The sequence below is a fragment of the Mycolicibacterium canariasense genome (assembly GCF_002101555.1).
Taxonomy (GTDB): Bacteria; Actinomycetota; Actinomycetes; order Mycobacteriales; family Mycobacteriaceae; genus Mycobacterium; species Mycobacterium canariasense.
On record NZ_LQOL01000103.1, the window covers coordinates 36,641 to 52,524 of the forward strand.

The window sequence follows — 15,884 nt, forward strand, 5'->3', positions numbered from 1 at the left end:
CCGGGGGCCTCGACTAGTAGCGGCGGGCGTTGTGAAACGGGGATGACGAGATCGGCGCCACCTTCACCGGAGTTCCGAAGGTCGACGCGTGCACCATCATGCCCTCGCCGATATAGATGCCCGCGTGGGAGACATCAGAGTAGAACGTCACGATGTCACCGGGGCGCAGGTCGGTCTGCGTGATCGGCGTACCGCCGTCGGCCAACGCTTGACTGGAGCGTGGCAACTTGCGACCGGTCTGCAGGAACGCCCACTGGATCAGCCCCGAGCAGTCAAAGGCATCCGGGCCCGTCGCGCCCCAGGAGTACGGCTTACCCAACTGAGTAAGGGCGGCCTGAACGACGACTTCGTTCTGCCCTCCCGGTACATCGGCGGGTGCAGGCGCGGCGATGACAGCCGGATCCGAGGGCCGCTCGGGATCGGGCGCCGGTGGCGGCGGGCCGGGATCGGCCAGCACAGCGCGCTGCTCCGGCGTCAATACCGAGTACTGCGCCTTGACCGCCTCGACCTGCAGCATCAAGTCGCTCTGCCTGGCTTGGAGCCGGGCGCGCACCACGGCGGCTTGTTTGGCGGCACTGCGCGCTGCCGCCGCCGAATCCGTGGAGGCGCGCGCCGCCGCGTCCGCCCGTGTGCGCGCCTGCCGGAATCCCTGCATGCGGATGGCCATCTCCTCCGCGATGACCCGCTGGACGGACAGCTCATCGATCACCTGCTGGGGGGAGTCCGCGGCCACCACCGCCGAAAGGCCATCGGAGCGTCCGCCCACGTACATCGCGGCGGCTACCCCGTCGATCGCACTCTGGTAGCGGTCCAGTTCTCCCCTGGCCTCGTCTAGTGCCCCCTGGTCGGCAGACTGTCGCAGGTCGGCTGCGCGTTGGTCAGCGAGCTTCGCCTCGAGGTCCAACTGCGCGGAGTTCATCGCCTCGGTGGTCTGCTCTGCCGCCCGGGACAGCTCGTTGAGTCGTGCCAACGCGTCCGCGGCGGGGTCGGCGTTCCCAGCGCTCGACGCCCATGCGAGCAGCAGGATCACCGATACCGCGGTGCGTAGCCCTTTACCAGCGCACGCACGTGCCGCCTTGGCAACGCGTTCGACAGTCAAACAGATGATCCTTCGCGTCGCGATTGAAGTCTGTAACTACTACGTAGGTCGCGACTAGGTTACGAAATGGCAACGGTGTTGTCTACGGGAAGCGGATGGAGCATTGGCCGCCTTTACCGAATCTTCACCAAAGGACCAACCCAGCCATATTCGGAGCCGTGACACTGAGAGGTGAAGCAGTGACGCCGCGCAGTGCTATCCCGAGAATTCGAAGGAGGGTGTCTCGTGCCAACCGACCACATGTCACGGACCTTGCGTTCAAGTCGCGAATTCACTGCACCTGGGCGCCGGCGTCTCGCTGCAGCGATCGCAGTGCTTGTGGCCTCAACCCTCGCCGCGGCGGCGTGCGCGAATCCGGCGACCATCACGACAGCAGAGGCACCGGCGTCGATCACCGCGAAAGGCGAGCCCTACGCCGATCTGCTCGAGCCGTGGCTGCAGTCGTCAGTAACAGACGGCGCAGTCGGCGTGCCCGTCGATGCACCGGTGACGGTAACCGCCGGCGACGGCGTGCTCGGCGCGGTGGAGTTGGTCAATGCGCAAGGCAAGACCGTGGCCGGACAGGTCGGTACGGATGGTGTTACGTGGTCCAGCGCCGAACCCTTAGGTTACAACAAGCGATACACGTTGACCGCCGAGGCACTCGGGATTGCCGGCGCGCTCACTCGGCGGATGACTTTCCAGACCCAGTCGCCGACGAATCTCACGATGCCCTACGTGATGCCCAACGACGGTGACGTTGTGGGTGTGGGCCAGCCGATAGCGATCCGCTTCGACGAAGACATCACCGACCGCGCGGCCGCACAACAGGCTATCGCCGTTACCACCACCCCCCGCGTCGAGGGAGCGTTCTACTGGCTCAGCGCACGCGAAGTCCGTTGGCGCCCAGCAGAATATTGGGCATCCGGCACGAGTGTCGAAGTGGCTGTGAACACCTACGGTGTCGACCTCGGCGCGGGATTGTTCGGACAGGACAACATCACCACCCGGTTCAGCATCGGTGATCAGGTCATCGCCACCGCCGACGACGCCACCAAGACATTGACCGTGCGACGTAACGGCGAGGTGGTCAAGACCATGCCGATGTCGATGGGCAAGAACAGCACCCCCACCGACAACGGCGCTTACATCATCGGCGACCGATACGCCAACCTTGTGATGGACTCGTCGACTTACGGCGTCCCGGTCAACTCTCCCAACGGTTACCGTCTCGACGTCGACTGGGCTACCCAGATGTCCTACAGCGGCATCTACGTCCACTCAGCCCCCTGGTCGGTGAGCAGCCAAGGTAAGACCAACGTCAGCCATGGCTGCCTGAACGTCAGTCCTGATAATGCAAAGTGGTTCTACGACAACACCAAACGCGGTGACATCGTCGAAGTAGTCAATACGGTTGGGTCGACGCTCTCCGGGGTGGATGGCCTTGGCGATTGGAACGTCCCCTGGGAACAATGGCGAACCGGAAACACCACTGTGTAGCGGCGGAATCAACGGCGAGGGGCGCCAATCACTGACTGACTACTTACAATCTACGTATCTACTGCGTAGACTTTTGCAAGGAACGTGCACGGGAACCGCGGCACGCCTAATAGGTTTCGATGATCTGACCTCAGGAGGAGTGATGACCCTGCGAGCCACCGTATGGGCTGCGCTCGGCGCAGTCGGCAGGACTGGCAGATCTAAGCCAACGCCGTCAACTCTGCAGAGTAATGAGCGCCGCAACCGACCCGTGCATACGAGCAGCCGCTGCGTGGGTGTCGACATACACGCGTAGATAGCACCGAAGTCTGATCTGGAGACAGATCACTCATGAAGGGATAATCATGACAGAACTCGCCCCCTCCACCTCGGGTCGGCCTCCACGGCTCTACCAAGCCTTGGCGATCACAGGAATCGCGGTCGGATTCTTTGTCATCGCCGTTGCCCTGTATTTCTTGATTGCGCGTCCCAGTTGCTGTGCCTCCATGAACATGGGCAACAACAGAATGATGGAACAACCCATGGACATGCCCTCGATGTCGCCAATGCCAGGCATGTCCTCGATGCCGGGGGCGCCCCTTCCTGCCCCCACGCCCTGAAATCCTGGGTGATATCAACCTTCACACAAAAGTGTGTCGCTGGCGGCGGTATACAACACCCGTGCGACATCGACGACGGCTGACGCTCCCGCGATAGAGGCGGACCACAGGCCCGCGTTGCCAGCTCGCTACCATCGCAGCACGTAGATTAGTCGTGACCAGAAGGTGTCGATGTGCAGCTACGTAAATTCATTGCCGTAATTGTGACCGGAGTCCTGGCCGCGGCGTGTTCGTCGAACGCCCCCGACGACGCGCCCGCGATTGTGCCGGGCATGGTGCATATCCACGGCCTCGGTCTCAATCCGCCCGACGAAGCTCTCTATGTGGCAACTCATTACGGGCTCTATACCGTCGATGACGGTCAGGCGCCACAGCGAGTCAGCGATCTGGCGCAGGACTTCATGGGCTTCACTGTCACCGGGACCGACGAATTTTTGGCCAGCGGCCACCCGGATCCGGCCGATCGTCAACAGCCGCCACATCTGGGCCTGATCAAAAGCAGCGACGCCGGCCAGTCCTGGGAATCGGTGTCGTTGCACGGAAGCGCCGATTTCCACGCGCTCGAGTACCGGCACGGACGGGTCTATGGTCACGACAGCCAGTCCGGGGCTGTAATGGTCAGCCTCGACGAGCAGTCCTGGCAGCGGCGAGCAGAAATCGCCGCCTTCGACCTTGCAGTATCACCCGAGGATGCCGACGAGATTTTGGCGACAACCCAATACGGGCTGCTCCGAAGCACGGACGGAGCGACGACGTTTGGTGCAATTAGCGGTGCACCGCCCTTGGTGTTCGTCAGCTGGCCCGAACGCGGTCCTCTGCTCGGAGCCGACCTTGAAGGAAGGCTCTACACCAGCACTGACAACGGACAGATTTGGCGGCCACAACACGCCCTGAACTCCGAACCTCAAGCCCTTCTCGCCGCCGGCGACGGCCGAGTCTACATCGCGACAGACACCGCTATCTACAGCTCCACCGACGACGGTGCCACGGTGAGCGTCCTCACCGTTGTCGAGTAGAGACACGACTGTCCCGATGAACCGTCGATGCTCGACCGACTGCGGTCGCCGGCCGCGGCGGCTACTGTGTTGGCGCTGGAAGACGCTGCTGGGTCACCGGCAGCGCCGAGAATGGGACCGAATCCTGGCACAGATTGAATGAACTCGGGCCGGATGAGGGCCGCCCCTGCAGGATGAGTGGTCCAATTCCCTGGCGCGAGTGGCGGTCTCGGTCTATAGCAACCTACGGTGGGGCGCACGGGTGTTAGGCCGGTCGGTGGCGGTTGGTTGAACCTGGGTTGAGAGCAGTGGTGAGTTCCTGTGCGAATTCGGCCGGGTGGGACACGGCCCCGACGTGACCGCCCGGCAGTTCGACGGTGTTGCGGCCAAATTTCCGCGCCAGCACCACGTTTACGTCGTGAGCGGGATAGCCACGGGCTTCTCGTCCGACGGCCAGCAGGATTCGTTCCGCATGGAGGCTAAGCGAATTTAGGTCGAGTTGCACTGCAGGGTATTGGCGGAGTTCGTGTTCGAACCAGTAGATGGAGTTGGCCTCGTTGCGAGGAACCGCATTCATGACCTGCTGATCGCTGTGTGGGAAGGTCTGTGCGCGGAACCTCTGCATGGCCGGCCCGGTGCCGGCGTGCTTGTAGAGGTCATAGACCTGGTGGAAGAACTTCACCCAGCTGTCCCCGTCGGGCAGCTGTAGCACGGCTGGCGGTTCGAACGGTACGAGTGCGTGCACGACCTCGGGGTGACGGGTCTGCAGTTCGAGGGCGACGATCGCTCCTGAGCTGGCGCCGAATACCGTCGCCGGTCCACCGCCGACATGCTCGATCAACCTCCGCACGTCATCAGCGTCGGTGTTCAGGCGGTGTGAATAGTCCTGCGGCCCGTCGAGTCGGCTACGAGAGAATCCACGCCGGTCGTAGAGGACGATGGTGTAGTCGGCCGCAAGATGTTCGGCGACCATGCGGAAGCTGTCGGCCGCGCCGCCGGCCCCGGGAATCATGACCATCAGCGGACCTTGGCCGTGGACCTCGAAATACAGCTGGGCACCAGGCGCGTCCAGGACAGTCATGGACGCCGCTGTACCGCGGAGGGTGGTGGCGCTTCGCCCGGGTCGGTCGCGGATGTGGCACCCGGGCGCTGGTGCCGTTTCCTCCGGCCGGCGTGCATGGCTACGCCCCCAAGGCCTCGATAGCGCCGCATCCCCAGGTGCGCGACTAGGACCACCATCGTGGCCAGGATGATGAGCATCACGGTGTTGCCCACCCAACCCGTCCATGTCACGGCGGCTATAGCGGTTCCACCCAGCCCTAAATGCGCGGCGACGCCGACGGCAGCCAACCCGCTCCATCCCAGTCGCGAGCGCCACCACGGCCTCCTCACGACAAGCCCACGCGACAGCGCCACACGGTCTGCCTCGCCATCAGTCACAATCGGTAAAACTCCCAGCCCCTGCCAGTCCACAGTCACACAGTCGGGTCGACCTATCGTCTGCAGTCGGGCGGCAACGGTGTCCTCAAGTTGGCGCAAGCGCTCGTGGTCTGCGGCTTCCAGCCGCAGAACAAGCACGTCCGCACCTGCCCGCAAGGTCAACGTCCCTTCGGCGAAATAGACCGACCCCATGGTGTCGGTGTAGTCGACACGCTCGATCCTCGGGGGCATTGGGCCGCCGCGGTCGCTGGGATGGACTGACATCACCCGCATCTGGTTGGCATGTCGGCATAGTTGGGTCAGGTAGCGGCTGGCCCGGTCTGTCACAACCCGAGCTTCAACGGTTGGCATATAGGCCCCTCCTGAGACGTCCACCGGACACTTTTACGATACAACGTGTCGCACTACCGTCATAATGTATTGCAGCGGGCGGATTGTCTACACTGCGGTCTGTGCCCAAGTTGTGGAACGACACCATCACCTCTCACCGGCACGCCGTGCGGGAAGCGGCGATCGATGCCACTGCAGACCTGATTGCCCAGCACGGACTGCTTTCGGTGACGATGTCGCAAATCGCCGCGAAGGCTGGCGTGGGGCGGGCCACGCTCTACAAGTACTTCCCCGACGTCGAAGCCGCGCTTCAGGCGTGGCACGAACGCCAGATCGCGAATCATCTCGAACAACTCGCCTACGCCCGCGACCAGGCCGGCCTTCCGGCCGAGCGTCTCGAAGCCGTGCTGCGGGCCTTCGCGCTCATCACCCGCGAGTCCCACGAGCACCGGGACAACAGCGCTGTTGCAGCCCTATTGCATCGGGGCCATCATGTCTCGGAAGCTCACCGGCGTCTCCACACGATGATCAGCGACCTGCTGGCCGAAGCGGCCGCCGACGGCGAGGTGCGCGGCGATGCCTCCTCTGACGAGCTCGCCAGCTACTGTCTGCACGCCCTGGCCGCTGCCAACGACCTTGCCTCTCCCGCCGCGGTCGATCGCCTGGTCGACATCACCCTCGCTGGGCTGAGGAACTCTCGCTAATCGCCGTTACGCCAGCGCCTCTGGACGTCAACGTGCGCTATCAACTGTGCGAGTTGTTCTTTCATCGATCTCTACAGCAGCACGGTCCCCGGCGGCCAGACCCACGGGCGGCGACATCAGTCGCGCGCAGGTGACGAGTCAACATGCGGCTACGAACCGCAGCACATGCGTGGGACACGACTGTGACCTGCGCGAACAGCGGGTCTTCCATGTCCACTGATCTGTCGTTCTGATGAGAGGCCGCGTCAGCGTTCTCAGCGACCAAAACGTATGCAACCGCGCCTGTCTCAGGTTCCGGTCTCCGGTCACTTCGCGTTGGGTCGGGCAGTGACCGAGGCGAACTTGACAGCGGCTGCGACCGGGAGTTAAGCCCCGAACAGAAGGAACAAGCCTGCGAAGGTGTATCCGACCATGGTGAGCATCATGGCGAGCTGGCCGGTCAGTTGATGACCGACTGGTATGACGCGTAAAGCCTTGTCATGTGCGGCGATCACCGCGAGCATGTGTCCGATCACCACGCAGGCGACCTTGATGGTCCACAGCAGGGTCGGATTCATCGAGAGAACATACTGGACGTCTCCCGGGTCTAGCCCGAGGAGCTGCCAACCATGGCCGAAGGGGTCCGCCAGGCGCACGATCGTTTCCTGGCCGCGCTCGATGAGGTAGGACAGGTAGTGGGCGAAGATGTAGCCCACGACGATGGGAATTAGGCTATGCGCGAGCAGCCCCGGCAGCTCGCGCCGTTGTTCACGCCCCACCCCGCCCGTCGCGCGCGCCGCAGCCGAAAACGTCACGCCGACAACGAGTATGAACAGGAGCAGGCCGAGGGTCCTCAGCGTCGTAGCGCCTGCTTCTGGGCCGAGGAATGGAACGGCGCTGTCGGCATAGCGATCGAGGAAAACGTTGAAGGCCGCGGATTGCCCGAAGCTGTCGAATGCGGTCGATCCGAGCAGCACTGCCCATCACCGCAACGGTGCCCGGACGTACCGGCATCGTGGGCAGATGGTCCAGCGGGTTCCCGACGACAATGCGTCCGGTGGCCCGGTTGCGCCGAAACGGGGCGAGCCGCGACACTGTCACGCTGTAGACCTCGAACGGGTCGGCGCGAGCGAACCATGTCGATCCGAATAGCGCCGCACCGACGATCATCGCGACGGCGTACAGCAACAACCAGATTTTGATGGCGGTGAGCGAGCCCGGGTCTGCACTTGCCAACTCCAACCATACGAACGCAAACAGTCCGACCACTGCAGGCCAGTATCCCCAGCTCGGCCGATGCTGCACCGGCCCTTGCGCAACGGCCTTATCAGTCCGCCCGATATGCCAGAGCCGCCACAATGTGCGCGCCGGTGAGATGACCCTCCAGAAGGGTCCGAGCACCACCGATACCGCAACCAACCCGACCCACAGCAGGACATAGAACACGCCTGGCAAAGCGTTATCGCTGTCCCGTGGTCCCCAGATCGCAGCGACAACCATCCAGACTGTGAAACGGAAGGCAGCCGTGGCGGCTGCCCATCGGGTAACCGGGGAGTCCACTGCCGCAGTCGCCCAAGCCGGTAGCTCGCGACCCGGCTTACCCGCGTCGAATCGCGGGGTCCGCCAGGCAACGGCCACCACCGCGAATGTCGCAGCTATCGCCCATGCCGCCCCAATCAGCGCGTACGGCAAGGGCACCGGGAGATCGGTGGACCCACCTACCCCGTGAGCCAGCAACGTCTCAGCAGTCTTCGAGCATCAAGGACGAACTTCGATGGTGACGACGGTGACATGTGCATCGTGCAATCGCGACGCGACCGGAACTCGTGAGGTCAGGTTGTTGAACTCGGCGCGACCATATGCGGCGGTGCAAGACGACCAGTGCGGTCCAGGTGGTACAGCGCAGCCGCTGACACCAGTCCGACCACCGCCAACGCCACCCAGATCAGCTCCTCGGTTCCGGCATCGCGCGCGACTTGCATCAACGTTCCGGTAGCTAGGTTTCCCGCAAGGATACCGACGCCCACGATGGTGTTGTAAAAGCCATAGTGAGTGCCGACCAGGCGGTTACCCGACAACGAGACGACCGTATCCATCTCGAACGGGAACACCGCCGCGGAACCGACGGCCAGCACCGCCGCGGCAACCAGGAGCGCGCCCCCGGCGGCGACCACACCGAAACGCTGTGTGTCCGGTATGACGATCAGCGGCACAAACGCGGCCGCAAGGACAACTAACCCCACCGACAGGGAGCGCCCCGGCGCCCACCGGGCGGCGAACCACCGGGTGATACGCAGCTGCCCAAGGACCGCCACCAACCCCGACACAACGAACACCGCTGCCACGACCGTCGACTGTTGCTGCGGAGCAATGAGTCCCGCGTGCAGCGGCAGCGCCAGGTACACCTGAAACGACAGTACGTAGGAGCCGGTCATCGCCAAGGCGAACAACAGAAATGAGCGGTTGGCGATCACCGTGCGCCAGTCGGCAAGCACCGAGGTCTTTTCAGTCGGCGCGTCCCCGCTGTGCTGAGGTAGCGCGAAGAGTTGCGCGACGGTGAGCACGGCGAAGACGACGGCTGCAGCCGCTGCGGTGACACGGAAGTCCAGCATCATCAATGCCAGCCCGACCAAGGGGCCTGCGAGGATGCCAGCTTGGTAGAAGACATTGAACAGCGCGAACGCCTCGACCCGTCGCGCACCTGAGTCCGCCGCGAGGTAGGCCCGCACAGCCGGATTGAACAGTGCACCCGCGAATCCTGTAGCGGCCGAAGCGATCAGCACTGCGGGCAGAGAATCAGCGACGACCAGCAGTCCGAATCCCGCTGTACGCAGCACACATCCCGCGACGATGAGCGGCTTGTAGCCAAGCCGATCGGCCAATGTGCCGCCCACGATGAACATCCCCTGCTGGGAGAAGTTGCGCACGCCCAGAACCAGGCCCACCGCCCACGCTGCCAGCCCCAGAGGACCCGCCAGATACGTGGCCAGATACGGCATCAGCATGTAAAAACCCAGATTGATCCCGAACTGATTGACCATGAGCAGCCGACTCGGCCAACCAAAACTACGGAATTGCGAGACCAGACCCATCAGCGGCCCGCCTTCGTGGGATCCACGACGTGCGCGCACCGGGTCCAGGACGTGACCGCTTGCGACATCGGGTCATCGATGGTGGCCGGCTCTGATGCCGGCGTGACATCGAGCAGCCCGTGTGTCCGGCAGTAATCATCGTTGTACACGGTGTCGAAATATCGCTGGGGACCGTCGGGGAAGACCGCGGCGATCGTCTGGCCGGCCGCTGCGGTGCGCGCGGCCCAGCCCGCGACCAGCGCGACCGCTCCGACACTCCATCCGCCACTGGCATAGTAGGTGGAGGCCAACGTGCGGCATGCCCAGACGGCTTCCTGCGGAGCCACCCAGTGCACTTCATCGAAGGCGCGGTAATCGACGTTTCCGGGATAGATGCTCGAACCCAGTCCGCGCATCAGCCGGGTGCTGGCCGTTTGACCAAAAATGGTGGAGCCCACGGTATCGACGCCGATCAGTTTCATCCCTGGATTGAACTCCCGCAAGACGCGTGCGACGCCTGCCGAATGACCTCCGGTCCCCACCGAGCACACCAGTACGTCTACCGGCCCCAATTGCTGGTGCAGCTCGAGGGCCAATCCGCGGTAGGCCTCGACGTTGTGCGGATTGTTGTACTGATCTGGATGCCAGGCGTGTGGATCGGATTGCACGATCTCGGCCACGCGATCCTTACGGGCTTGCTGCCAGCCGCCGTGCGGATGGGGTTCGGTGACGAGCTCGACTTGTGCGCCGAACGCGGCAAGCATGTTCTGAATGATCGGTTCCAAGCCAGGGTCGGTGACAAGGGTCACCGGGTGACCATAGACCGTGCCGGCCAGAGCCAGTCCCAGACCCAGGGTGCCGCTGGTTGATTCGACGATGCGGGCACCTGGGACGAGGGCGCCGCAAGCGCGAGCGCGGGCCACCATGTGCAGCGCTGGACGGTCCTTCATCCCCCCGGGGTTGAATCCTTCGAGCTTCGCCCAAAAGCCCTGGCCGGCATTGCTGAACGGCTCAGTGATTCGCAGGACCGGCGTTTGACCCACCATGGTGGCCGGTCGTTCGTATCGGCCGAGGTGGGGCAGCTCGGGCAAGTGGGCATTAGGGGCAGCGTGAATGGACAGGACATGATTCATCGTGTGATGTCGCTTCTGTGACGCCGCGACGGGGCGCGGCAACTGATGACGGGCAGCGGTCACCGACTGCGCCCCGAAAGGAGGGGACGCAGCCTGGCGCTGGCCGATCAGCGTCGCGCGATGCAGAGCCGGGCAAGTACTTCGCGCCCGGACAGTGTGTGCGGTCGAATCCGGGGCGGGCCGCGCGGGGCCGCCACAACTCGGTTCCGCCACAACAGCGGAACACCCCCGAGGAACGCCAGAATGGCGACGATCAGCAGCGAAACTGTCCCGCGGGGAAGGACCGCCTCGGCAAAGGTGTCCGGCGAGAGCGGGGTCTCGCCACGAGAAACATGAGGGTGCTCGATCGCCACGAGCACTGAGGCATCGGCAGCATGGGCAATCAGTGCGTGGGGGCTGTGGGCCTGCGGCGCTGACTGTCTGCTCACTAGCGCCGACTCCGCGCCGACTATCACAACCCAGAACGCGATCATGGCGACCGCGAATGCCCGTCGTCGCCGCACCGAAGTCGTATCGAGGTTGCTCACAATGTTGCCCACTGTAGCAGCGCATCCGCTGGAGCCAGCGTGGCTCTACAGTCGACATCGGGTTGTGACCTGCCCGCGACATCGACTCGAGCCAGCGGGAACGCCATAGATCACACTGATCCTGTTCCTCGAAACCACTGCCGGTCAGTGCCTTTCATCGAAATCGCAGCGCGTCACACACGCTACGCCACACTGAGACACCCAGGTCACCTACGGTTCCGCTCCGGAGATGCGCCGTTGAGACTCGTGCAGCCTGCGCAGAAGTAGAGTTTGCTGAGACTGATGATTGGTGCGACGAAGCCCGGCCGTCGGCCCCGCTTCCGCCATATATTCAGGCTCTCGAAGCCACACTCAGGATTCGGTATGTCTGGGTGAAGATCCGCTCAAGATTGGCCGCATGTTTGATCACGTGGGCCCGAACGCGCTGCGAGGGGCAACCTGAGAACCATGGAACAAGCATCGCGTGCGTCATCGGCGTCGACCAAGGGGCTATCCGGGCGCGTCGTTGGTGGCGAGCTACGATTGGCGAAAATGGTAGCCAGCTACCTGGAACGCGAGCAGTTCGAGGCCATAGTTGCTGACAACACGATCGACCCGGTCCTGTGCTTGTGAAGTTTCTGTGTGTGTGGCGGAGAATCTTTGAACGGTCCTACCGAGCCGAGGTGGCCCGCGATAAGGGCACGCGCGGAAGCCGGCCTGGAACTGGCCATCGCCAAAGGTCTTGTTGAAGCGACACGGCGGGACCATCGCCGCTTCCAGCGGCGGGTGAGGCGCCGGAACCACCTTCACCGTGGAATTACCAGCAGAACAAGGCGACTTCGGATGACCGCCGACCACTAGCGATGCATGGCTGAATTGCCCTATTTGTCCAGCAGTGCCCGCATCTCGTCGATCTCGGCCTGCTGAGATGTCACAATGCTTCGCGCCATGTCGATAGCTGCCGGGAACTGACCATTGTCAATCTCCTGCTGGGCCATGGTGATAGCACCCTCGTGGTGCTCGATCATCTGTTCCAGGAACAGCCTGCCGGCTTCTGGGCCCGATGCGTTCTGCAGCGCAGCCATGTCAGCTTCGGACATCATGCCGTGGCCGCCATCGCCCATACCGGGCATATCTCCCATGTCACCACCGGACATATCGTGACCAGGCATATCCGTGCTGGTCGTGGCAGGTGCAGACGAAATGCCCCATTGCTGCAACCAGCTTTGCATCTTTTCGATCTCGGGTGCCTGCGCAGCCTTGACGTCGGTGGCCACGGAAAGCACTGCAGGATCGACACCCTGCTTACCGAGAAGCATGTCACTCATCTCGATCGCCTGTTCATGATGCGGAATCATTCCCTGCGCGAAGGCCACGTCGGCGTCATTGTGCGTTGTGGCCGCGGCCGACGTGCTCACCGTGCTCGATACCGATGCCGGAGAGGTTAGTGAGGCAGCCTCATCGCTGGTGGCCCCACCCGAACAGGCACTCAGAACGAGGGCTGACGTCCCCAGCGCCACGAACCCATATCCATACTGTTTGCGCTGCATCCGCACACCTTTCCTCGACTCAACTGACGAACATGCGCCAACAGGGCACCACCAGGAGGCGCCCGCCACTTCAGCGTCGGACTCGCGAGTATAGGTCTCTTCCACTTCCCATAAAGATCTCATGAAGACTGCGCAGTCGGTCGACTCGATCCTTGCGCACCGGTCTGAGACAGACTTTGAGATCACACCGTGGCAAGGTGAGCGATGGCGCGAATTGTTTGCGCGGCAAAGTGCTCATGAGGCTTGCGTCGGCGGCTGAAGCCGCCGGCGGGACGAAACCGCTGGAACCTTTCGCCGCTGAACGACACGCTGCGTAGCCGCACGAGGCAACCCTTGGATCAGGGGTTCTCGAATTAGCGAGAACCGGGGACGTTCCTCGGTCGGCCTGCAATTGACCGCTGCGGCCGAGGCGGTGTCGGCTACCCCAGGGAGCCGATCAGTTCTCGGCATGCTTGTTCACATCTGCGGCAAGCATCCGCGCAAACCCGACAGTGTTCGTGATGCCCGGCATGCTTTGTGCATTCGTCGCCACAGGCCTTGCACATGGCCGCACATGTCTCGAGCACGGAGCGAGTTATCTTCGCGTCATATCCGGTATGGCGCGACAGAACACGTGCAGTTACTTCGCATAGGTCCGCGCAATCGAGATTCGTCCGTACGCACCTGGTGAGGTCGGAAACCGAATCCTCGCTCAGGCACGAATCGGCGCACGCTGAACAGCTTTGAGAGCACGACTGGCATGCCTCGATACAAGCCACCAGACTCACCTCGTTTATACCTCCCAGGTCTTTTGGGTAGGCGTCGAGCATTTGCGATACGGTACTCATATTCCCTTTCCTAAACTGTCTTCGCAATGGATCTGTAGGCGCGTGCCGGTCCCGCCTTCGCACGGATACCCCGCGCCTGAGTGGATGACACGCCGTTGGATCGAGAAATCTGTAGCAACTACGTAGATGTAGCCGCTCGAATTATGTTCTGCAGCAGGCGCAGGCGCAGGCGCAGGCGCAGGCGCTGCCTTCGCTCCTCTACGAAACGCGCACCTGACGCCTCCATGAGGTGGCCAGCCATAGCGCAGTGGTCATGATCATCAGCCTTTACGCAGCGCCGCCTTTACTTGAGCTGACTGCTCGGCATTCATCTGCTCGGCGGTGAACGCTGTGGTGGTACGCCTCCGGAATCGAACGCGGCCGTCATCAGACGCGCTGAACGCTGTTCGCGACTCATCGCCGCCCTGTGGAGATAGGCTGTGCCGCCCGCGCCGCCGCTTGCGATACAGGTTGTCCATGGTCGACTTGTCCATGGTCGACATCGCGGCGACGCAGGCGATCGGACAACTCCTCTAAGACGCCGCGAACCGTGATCAGCTCTTGGTGGTCCACACTTCAGTTCATGATCACCGCTTCGAGATCGCCGGATCTTCGCTGTTCCGTGCGCTGCAACCCCCGCCTGGATCTGACGAGGTGGCCGATTCCTGCAGCTTCCTAATGAAGCCGCCGCCAGGCGAGATGCGACCTACTGCAAGGCTTCTCCACCTCCGATGCCGACCCCGCATCGGTAAGCCTGGTCGAGGTGTTATTGCATCGTGATTGTGACAGACGTTTCTCCTGATGCGGCAGTGATGTACGTTCCAGCTACGCACTATTGCACTACGTACTTATCGCAGTAGTAGGACATCGACCACAAGTGTCTCAGCGCGCCTGGCTTCATTTGTGGCCGACGTCAGTCATCCCACTCAGGAGAATCGATGCGGCACCTCACTTCATTTCTCACCGCTGGGCTGCTTGCTTCGATGCTGGTCGTTGGCTCTTCGGGCACCGCAGTGGCCGGGCACGAAAGTGGTGATGGCGACACGCTTGCGGTTCTGACCGCTGCCGTTGCCGAAGCCAACCAGCATGTTGCCGATATCGGCGCTGACATCCAACACCAGCAGGAGAGCGTCAATCGGGCCCTGGTCGAGGTTGCCAGTGCCCGCGAGGCGCTCTCCGGGGCGCACCGCAGAACCGCCGAAAGCGAGAAGGCACTCGCCGACAGCCAGACCAACATCGACGCTGCCCAACAGCGATTCGACGAGTTCGCCGCCTCCACCTATATGAGCGAGCCTTCCGGCGCACTGCCGCTGGCACGAAGCCCTGAAGACATCTTGTCGGCGGCCTCGACGCAGCAGATGTATCTCATCGCTTTCAGCGGAGTGAAACACGACCTACGCCGCAGCCAGACCGAACGGGCCAACAGGCTCTCCGCCGTCAAGCAGGCCCAGCTGGATGCGGACGCCGCAGCGGCCAAGGCGCAACGCCGACAGGACGGCGCCGTCGCCGAACTGCTCGCCGTACAGCAGGTATTCACAAACCAACAGTCTGACCTCGCACGGCTGGCCGCCGAACGCGACGCCGCACAACGGCGACTCACTGCTGCCCGGCCGCTGCCCGGTGCCGCCCACACCCTCACTCCTGCGCCCTCTGGCGTCCCAGCGCTGCCCAGCGGGCAGTGGGACCGTCCCAGCCCGTCTCCGGCGGACCGCGCCGGCGCCGAACAATGGGATACCACGCTGCCGATGGCGCCCAGCGCGAACGTGACCGGCGACCCGATCGCCGTCATAAATGCCGTTCTCAAAATCATGGCGACCTCGGCCCAACTGACCGCCGACATGGGCCGCAACTTCCTCACCAACAATCTGGGCATTTTGTCTCCGGCGACCGCTGCCGCCGACCCCGGCATCACCAATGGACGCATTCCCCGCCTGTATGGCCGCCAGGCCTCCGAATTCGTGATCCGACGCGCCACGTCGCAACTCGGAGTTCCCTATTCGTGGGGTGGCGGCAACGCCAACGGACCCTCGCGGGGCATCGATCAGGGAGCCAACACCGTCGGCTTCGACTGCTCAGGACTGATGCTGTACGCCTTCGCCGGCGTCGGCATCAAACTGGCTCTTCACAGATGAGGGTGTAGAGGTGGTTGGCGCGTCGTTGCCGGGATAGAGGTCGAGGTCTCTCGAAAATGAG

The 15,884-nt window shown here is 63.1% G+C and carries 15 protein-coding genes and 1 pseudogene; 5 read left to right on the top strand and 11 right to left on the bottom strand.

The annotated features are described in order from the left end of the window. Positions 1–13: 13 nt before the first annotated feature. Complete coding sequence (gene ripC, locus AWB94_RS32625) at positions 14–1,099, bottom strand: peptidoglycan hydrolase RipC (protein WP_084395225.1); 1,086 nt, start codon at positions 1,097–1,099, stop codon at positions 14–16. 240 nt (positions 1,100–1,339) lie between these two features. On the opposite strand from ripC, the gene AWB94_RS32630 reads away from it, so the two are divergent. Further along, positions 1,340–2,578 (top strand): L,D-transpeptidase, encoded by a 1,239-nt coding sequence (locus AWB94_RS32630; protein WP_062657490.1) that lies wholly within the window; start codon positions 1,340–1,342, stop codon positions 2,576–2,578. Positions 2,579–2,966: 388 nt separating this feature from the next. Here AWB94_RS32630 and AWB94_RS35405 read toward each other — a convergent pair whose 3' ends face one another. Then, positions 2,967–3,170, bottom strand: coding sequence for a hypothetical protein (locus AWB94_RS35405; RefSeq protein ID WP_062657489.1), 204 nt, complete (start codon positions 3,168–3,170; stop codon positions 2,967–2,969). Positions 3,171–3,350: 180 nt separating this feature from the next. Between AWB94_RS35405 and AWB94_RS32640 the strand changes: the two genes are divergently transcribed. Beyond that, a complete protein-coding gene (locus AWB94_RS32640; RefSeq protein WP_062657488.1) occupies positions 3,351–4,193 on the top strand; it encodes a F510_1955 family glycosylhydrolase in 843 nt (280 codons plus the stop codon). A gap of 244 nt (positions 4,194–4,437) precedes the next feature. Here the strand turns inward: AWB94_RS32640 and AWB94_RS32645 are convergent, their stop codons facing one another. Both AWB94_RS32645 and AWB94_RS36385 read right to left on the bottom strand, forming a co-directional pair. Continuing rightward, positions 4,438–5,253, bottom strand: a complete 816-nt coding sequence (locus AWB94_RS32645; protein WP_062657487.1) for an alpha/beta hydrolase — start codon at positions 5,251–5,253, stop codon at positions 4,438–4,440. Beyond that, positions 5,250–5,963, bottom strand: coding sequence for a DUF2218 domain-containing protein (locus tag AWB94_RS36385; protein ID WP_084395222.1), 714 nt, complete (start codon positions 5,961–5,963; stop codon positions 5,250–5,252). The genes AWB94_RS32645 and AWB94_RS36385 overlap by 4 nt, the downstream gene beginning before the upstream one ends. A 101-nt stretch (positions 5,964–6,064) precedes the next feature. On the opposite strand from AWB94_RS36385, the gene AWB94_RS32655 reads away from it, so the two are divergent. Beyond that, on the top strand, positions 6,065–6,646 hold the full coding sequence (locus AWB94_RS32655) for a TetR/AcrR family transcriptional regulator (RefSeq protein ID WP_062657485.1): 582 nt from the start codon (positions 6,065–6,067) through the stop codon (positions 6,644–6,646). A 365-nt stretch (positions 6,647–7,011) separates the two neighbouring features. Here the strand turns inward: AWB94_RS32655 and AWB94_RS32660 are convergent. The 4 genes and pseudogenes from AWB94_RS32660 to lpqS form a co-directional block, all read right to left on the bottom strand. Further along, positions 7,012–8,359: pseudogene (locus AWB94_RS32660) on the bottom strand (hypothetical protein). A gap of 98 nt (positions 8,360–8,457) precedes the next feature. Further along, positions 8,458–9,717, bottom strand: a complete 1,260-nt coding sequence (locus AWB94_RS32665) for an MFS transporter (protein ID WP_062657484.1) — start codon at positions 9,715–9,717, stop codon at positions 8,458–8,460. Next, entirely contained in the window at positions 9,717–10,829 is a 1,113-nt protein-coding gene (locus AWB94_RS32670) for a PLP-dependent cysteine synthase family protein (protein WP_062657483.1), read from the bottom strand. Before AWB94_RS32670 ends, AWB94_RS32665 begins: the two co-directional genes overlap by 1 nt. Positions 10,830–10,936: 107 nt before the next feature. After that, the gene (lpqS, locus tag AWB94_RS32675) at positions 10,937–11,356 is read right to left on the bottom strand and encodes a putative copper homeostasis (lipo)protein LpqS (protein WP_109762326.1); all 420 of its coding nucleotides are present in this window, start codon (positions 11,354–11,356) and stop codon (positions 10,937–10,939) included. 447 nt (positions 11,357–11,803) lie between these two features. On the opposite strand from lpqS, the gene AWB94_RS35985 reads away from it, so the two are divergent. Further along, positions 11,804–11,968 (top strand): hypothetical protein, encoded by a 165-nt coding sequence (locus AWB94_RS35985; RefSeq protein WP_230023082.1) that lies wholly within the window; start codon positions 11,804–11,806, stop codon positions 11,966–11,968. A gap of 248 nt (positions 11,969–12,216) precedes the next feature. Here the strand turns inward: AWB94_RS35985 and AWB94_RS32680 are convergent, their stop codons facing one another. From AWB94_RS32680 to AWB94_RS32690, 3 genes are all read right to left on the bottom strand, one after another. After that, positions 12,217–12,885 carry a DUF305 domain-containing protein gene (locus AWB94_RS32680; RefSeq protein WP_062657481.1) on the bottom strand — a complete coding sequence of 223 codons (669 nt, stop codon included), beginning with the start codon at positions 12,883–12,885 and terminating at the stop codon, positions 12,217–12,219. 419 nt (positions 12,886–13,304) lie between these two features. Then, positions 13,305–13,712, bottom strand: a complete 408-nt coding sequence (locus AWB94_RS32685; protein WP_084395221.1) for a four-helix bundle copper-binding protein — start codon at positions 13,710–13,712, stop codon at positions 13,305–13,307. Between the two features lie 260 nt (positions 13,713–13,972). After that, positions 13,973–14,185, bottom strand: coding sequence for a hypothetical protein (locus AWB94_RS32690; RefSeq protein ID WP_234811963.1), 213 nt, complete (start codon positions 14,183–14,185; stop codon positions 13,973–13,975). A gap of 444 nt (positions 14,186–14,629) precedes the next feature. Here AWB94_RS32690 and AWB94_RS32695 point away from each other — a divergent pair, with 444 nt between their 5' ends. Then, positions 14,630–15,823 carry an NlpC/P60 family protein gene (locus AWB94_RS32695; protein ID WP_234811964.1) on the top strand — a complete coding sequence of 398 codons (1,194 nt, stop codon included), beginning with the start codon at positions 14,630–14,632 and terminating at the stop codon, positions 15,821–15,823. Positions 15,824–15,884 lie beyond the last annotated feature (61 nt).

What these genes read in the sequence shown, in the direction of transcription:
- AWB94_RS32665 (WP_062657484.1), bottom strand. Translation starts at nt 9,717, where the DNA reads ATGGGTCTGGTCTCGCAATTCCGTAGTTTTGGTTGGCCGAGTCGGCTG.
- AWB94_RS36385 (WP_084395222.1), bottom strand. Translation starts at nt 5,963, where the DNA reads ATGCCAACCGTTGAAGCTCGGGTTGTGACAGACCGGGCCAGCCGCTAC.
- AWB94_RS32685 (WP_084395221.1), bottom strand. Translation starts at nt 13,712, where the DNA reads ATGAGTACCGTATCGCAAATGCTCGACGCCTACCCAAAAGACCTGGGA.
- AWB94_RS32695 (WP_234811964.1), top strand. Translation starts at nt 14,630, where the DNA reads ATGCGGCACCTCACTTCATTTCTCACCGCTGGGCTGCTTGCTTCGATG.
- AWB94_RS32680 (WP_062657481.1), bottom strand. Translation starts at nt 12,885, where the DNA reads ATGCAGCGCAAACAGTATGGATATGGGTTCGTGGCGCTGGGGACGTCA.
- AWB94_RS32670 (WP_062657483.1), bottom strand. Translation starts at nt 10,829, where the DNA reads ATGAATCATGTCCTGTCCATTCACGCTGCCCCTAATGCCCACTTGCCC.
- AWB94_RS35985 (WP_230023082.1), top strand. Translation starts at nt 11,804, where the DNA reads ATGGAACAAGCATCGCGTGCGTCATCGGCGTCGACCAAGGGGCTATCC.
- AWB94_RS32690 (WP_234811963.1), bottom strand. Translation starts at nt 14,185, where the DNA reads ATGGACAAGTCGACCATGGACAACCTGTATCGCAAGCGGCGGCGCGGG.
- AWB94_RS32645 (WP_062657487.1), bottom strand. Translation starts at nt 5,253, where the DNA reads ATGACTGTCCTGGACGCGCCTGGTGCCCAGCTGTATTTCGAGGTCCAC.
- AWB94_RS32630 (WP_062657490.1), top strand. Translation starts at nt 1,340, where the DNA reads ATGTCACGGACCTTGCGTTCAAGTCGCGAATTCACTGCACCTGGGCGC.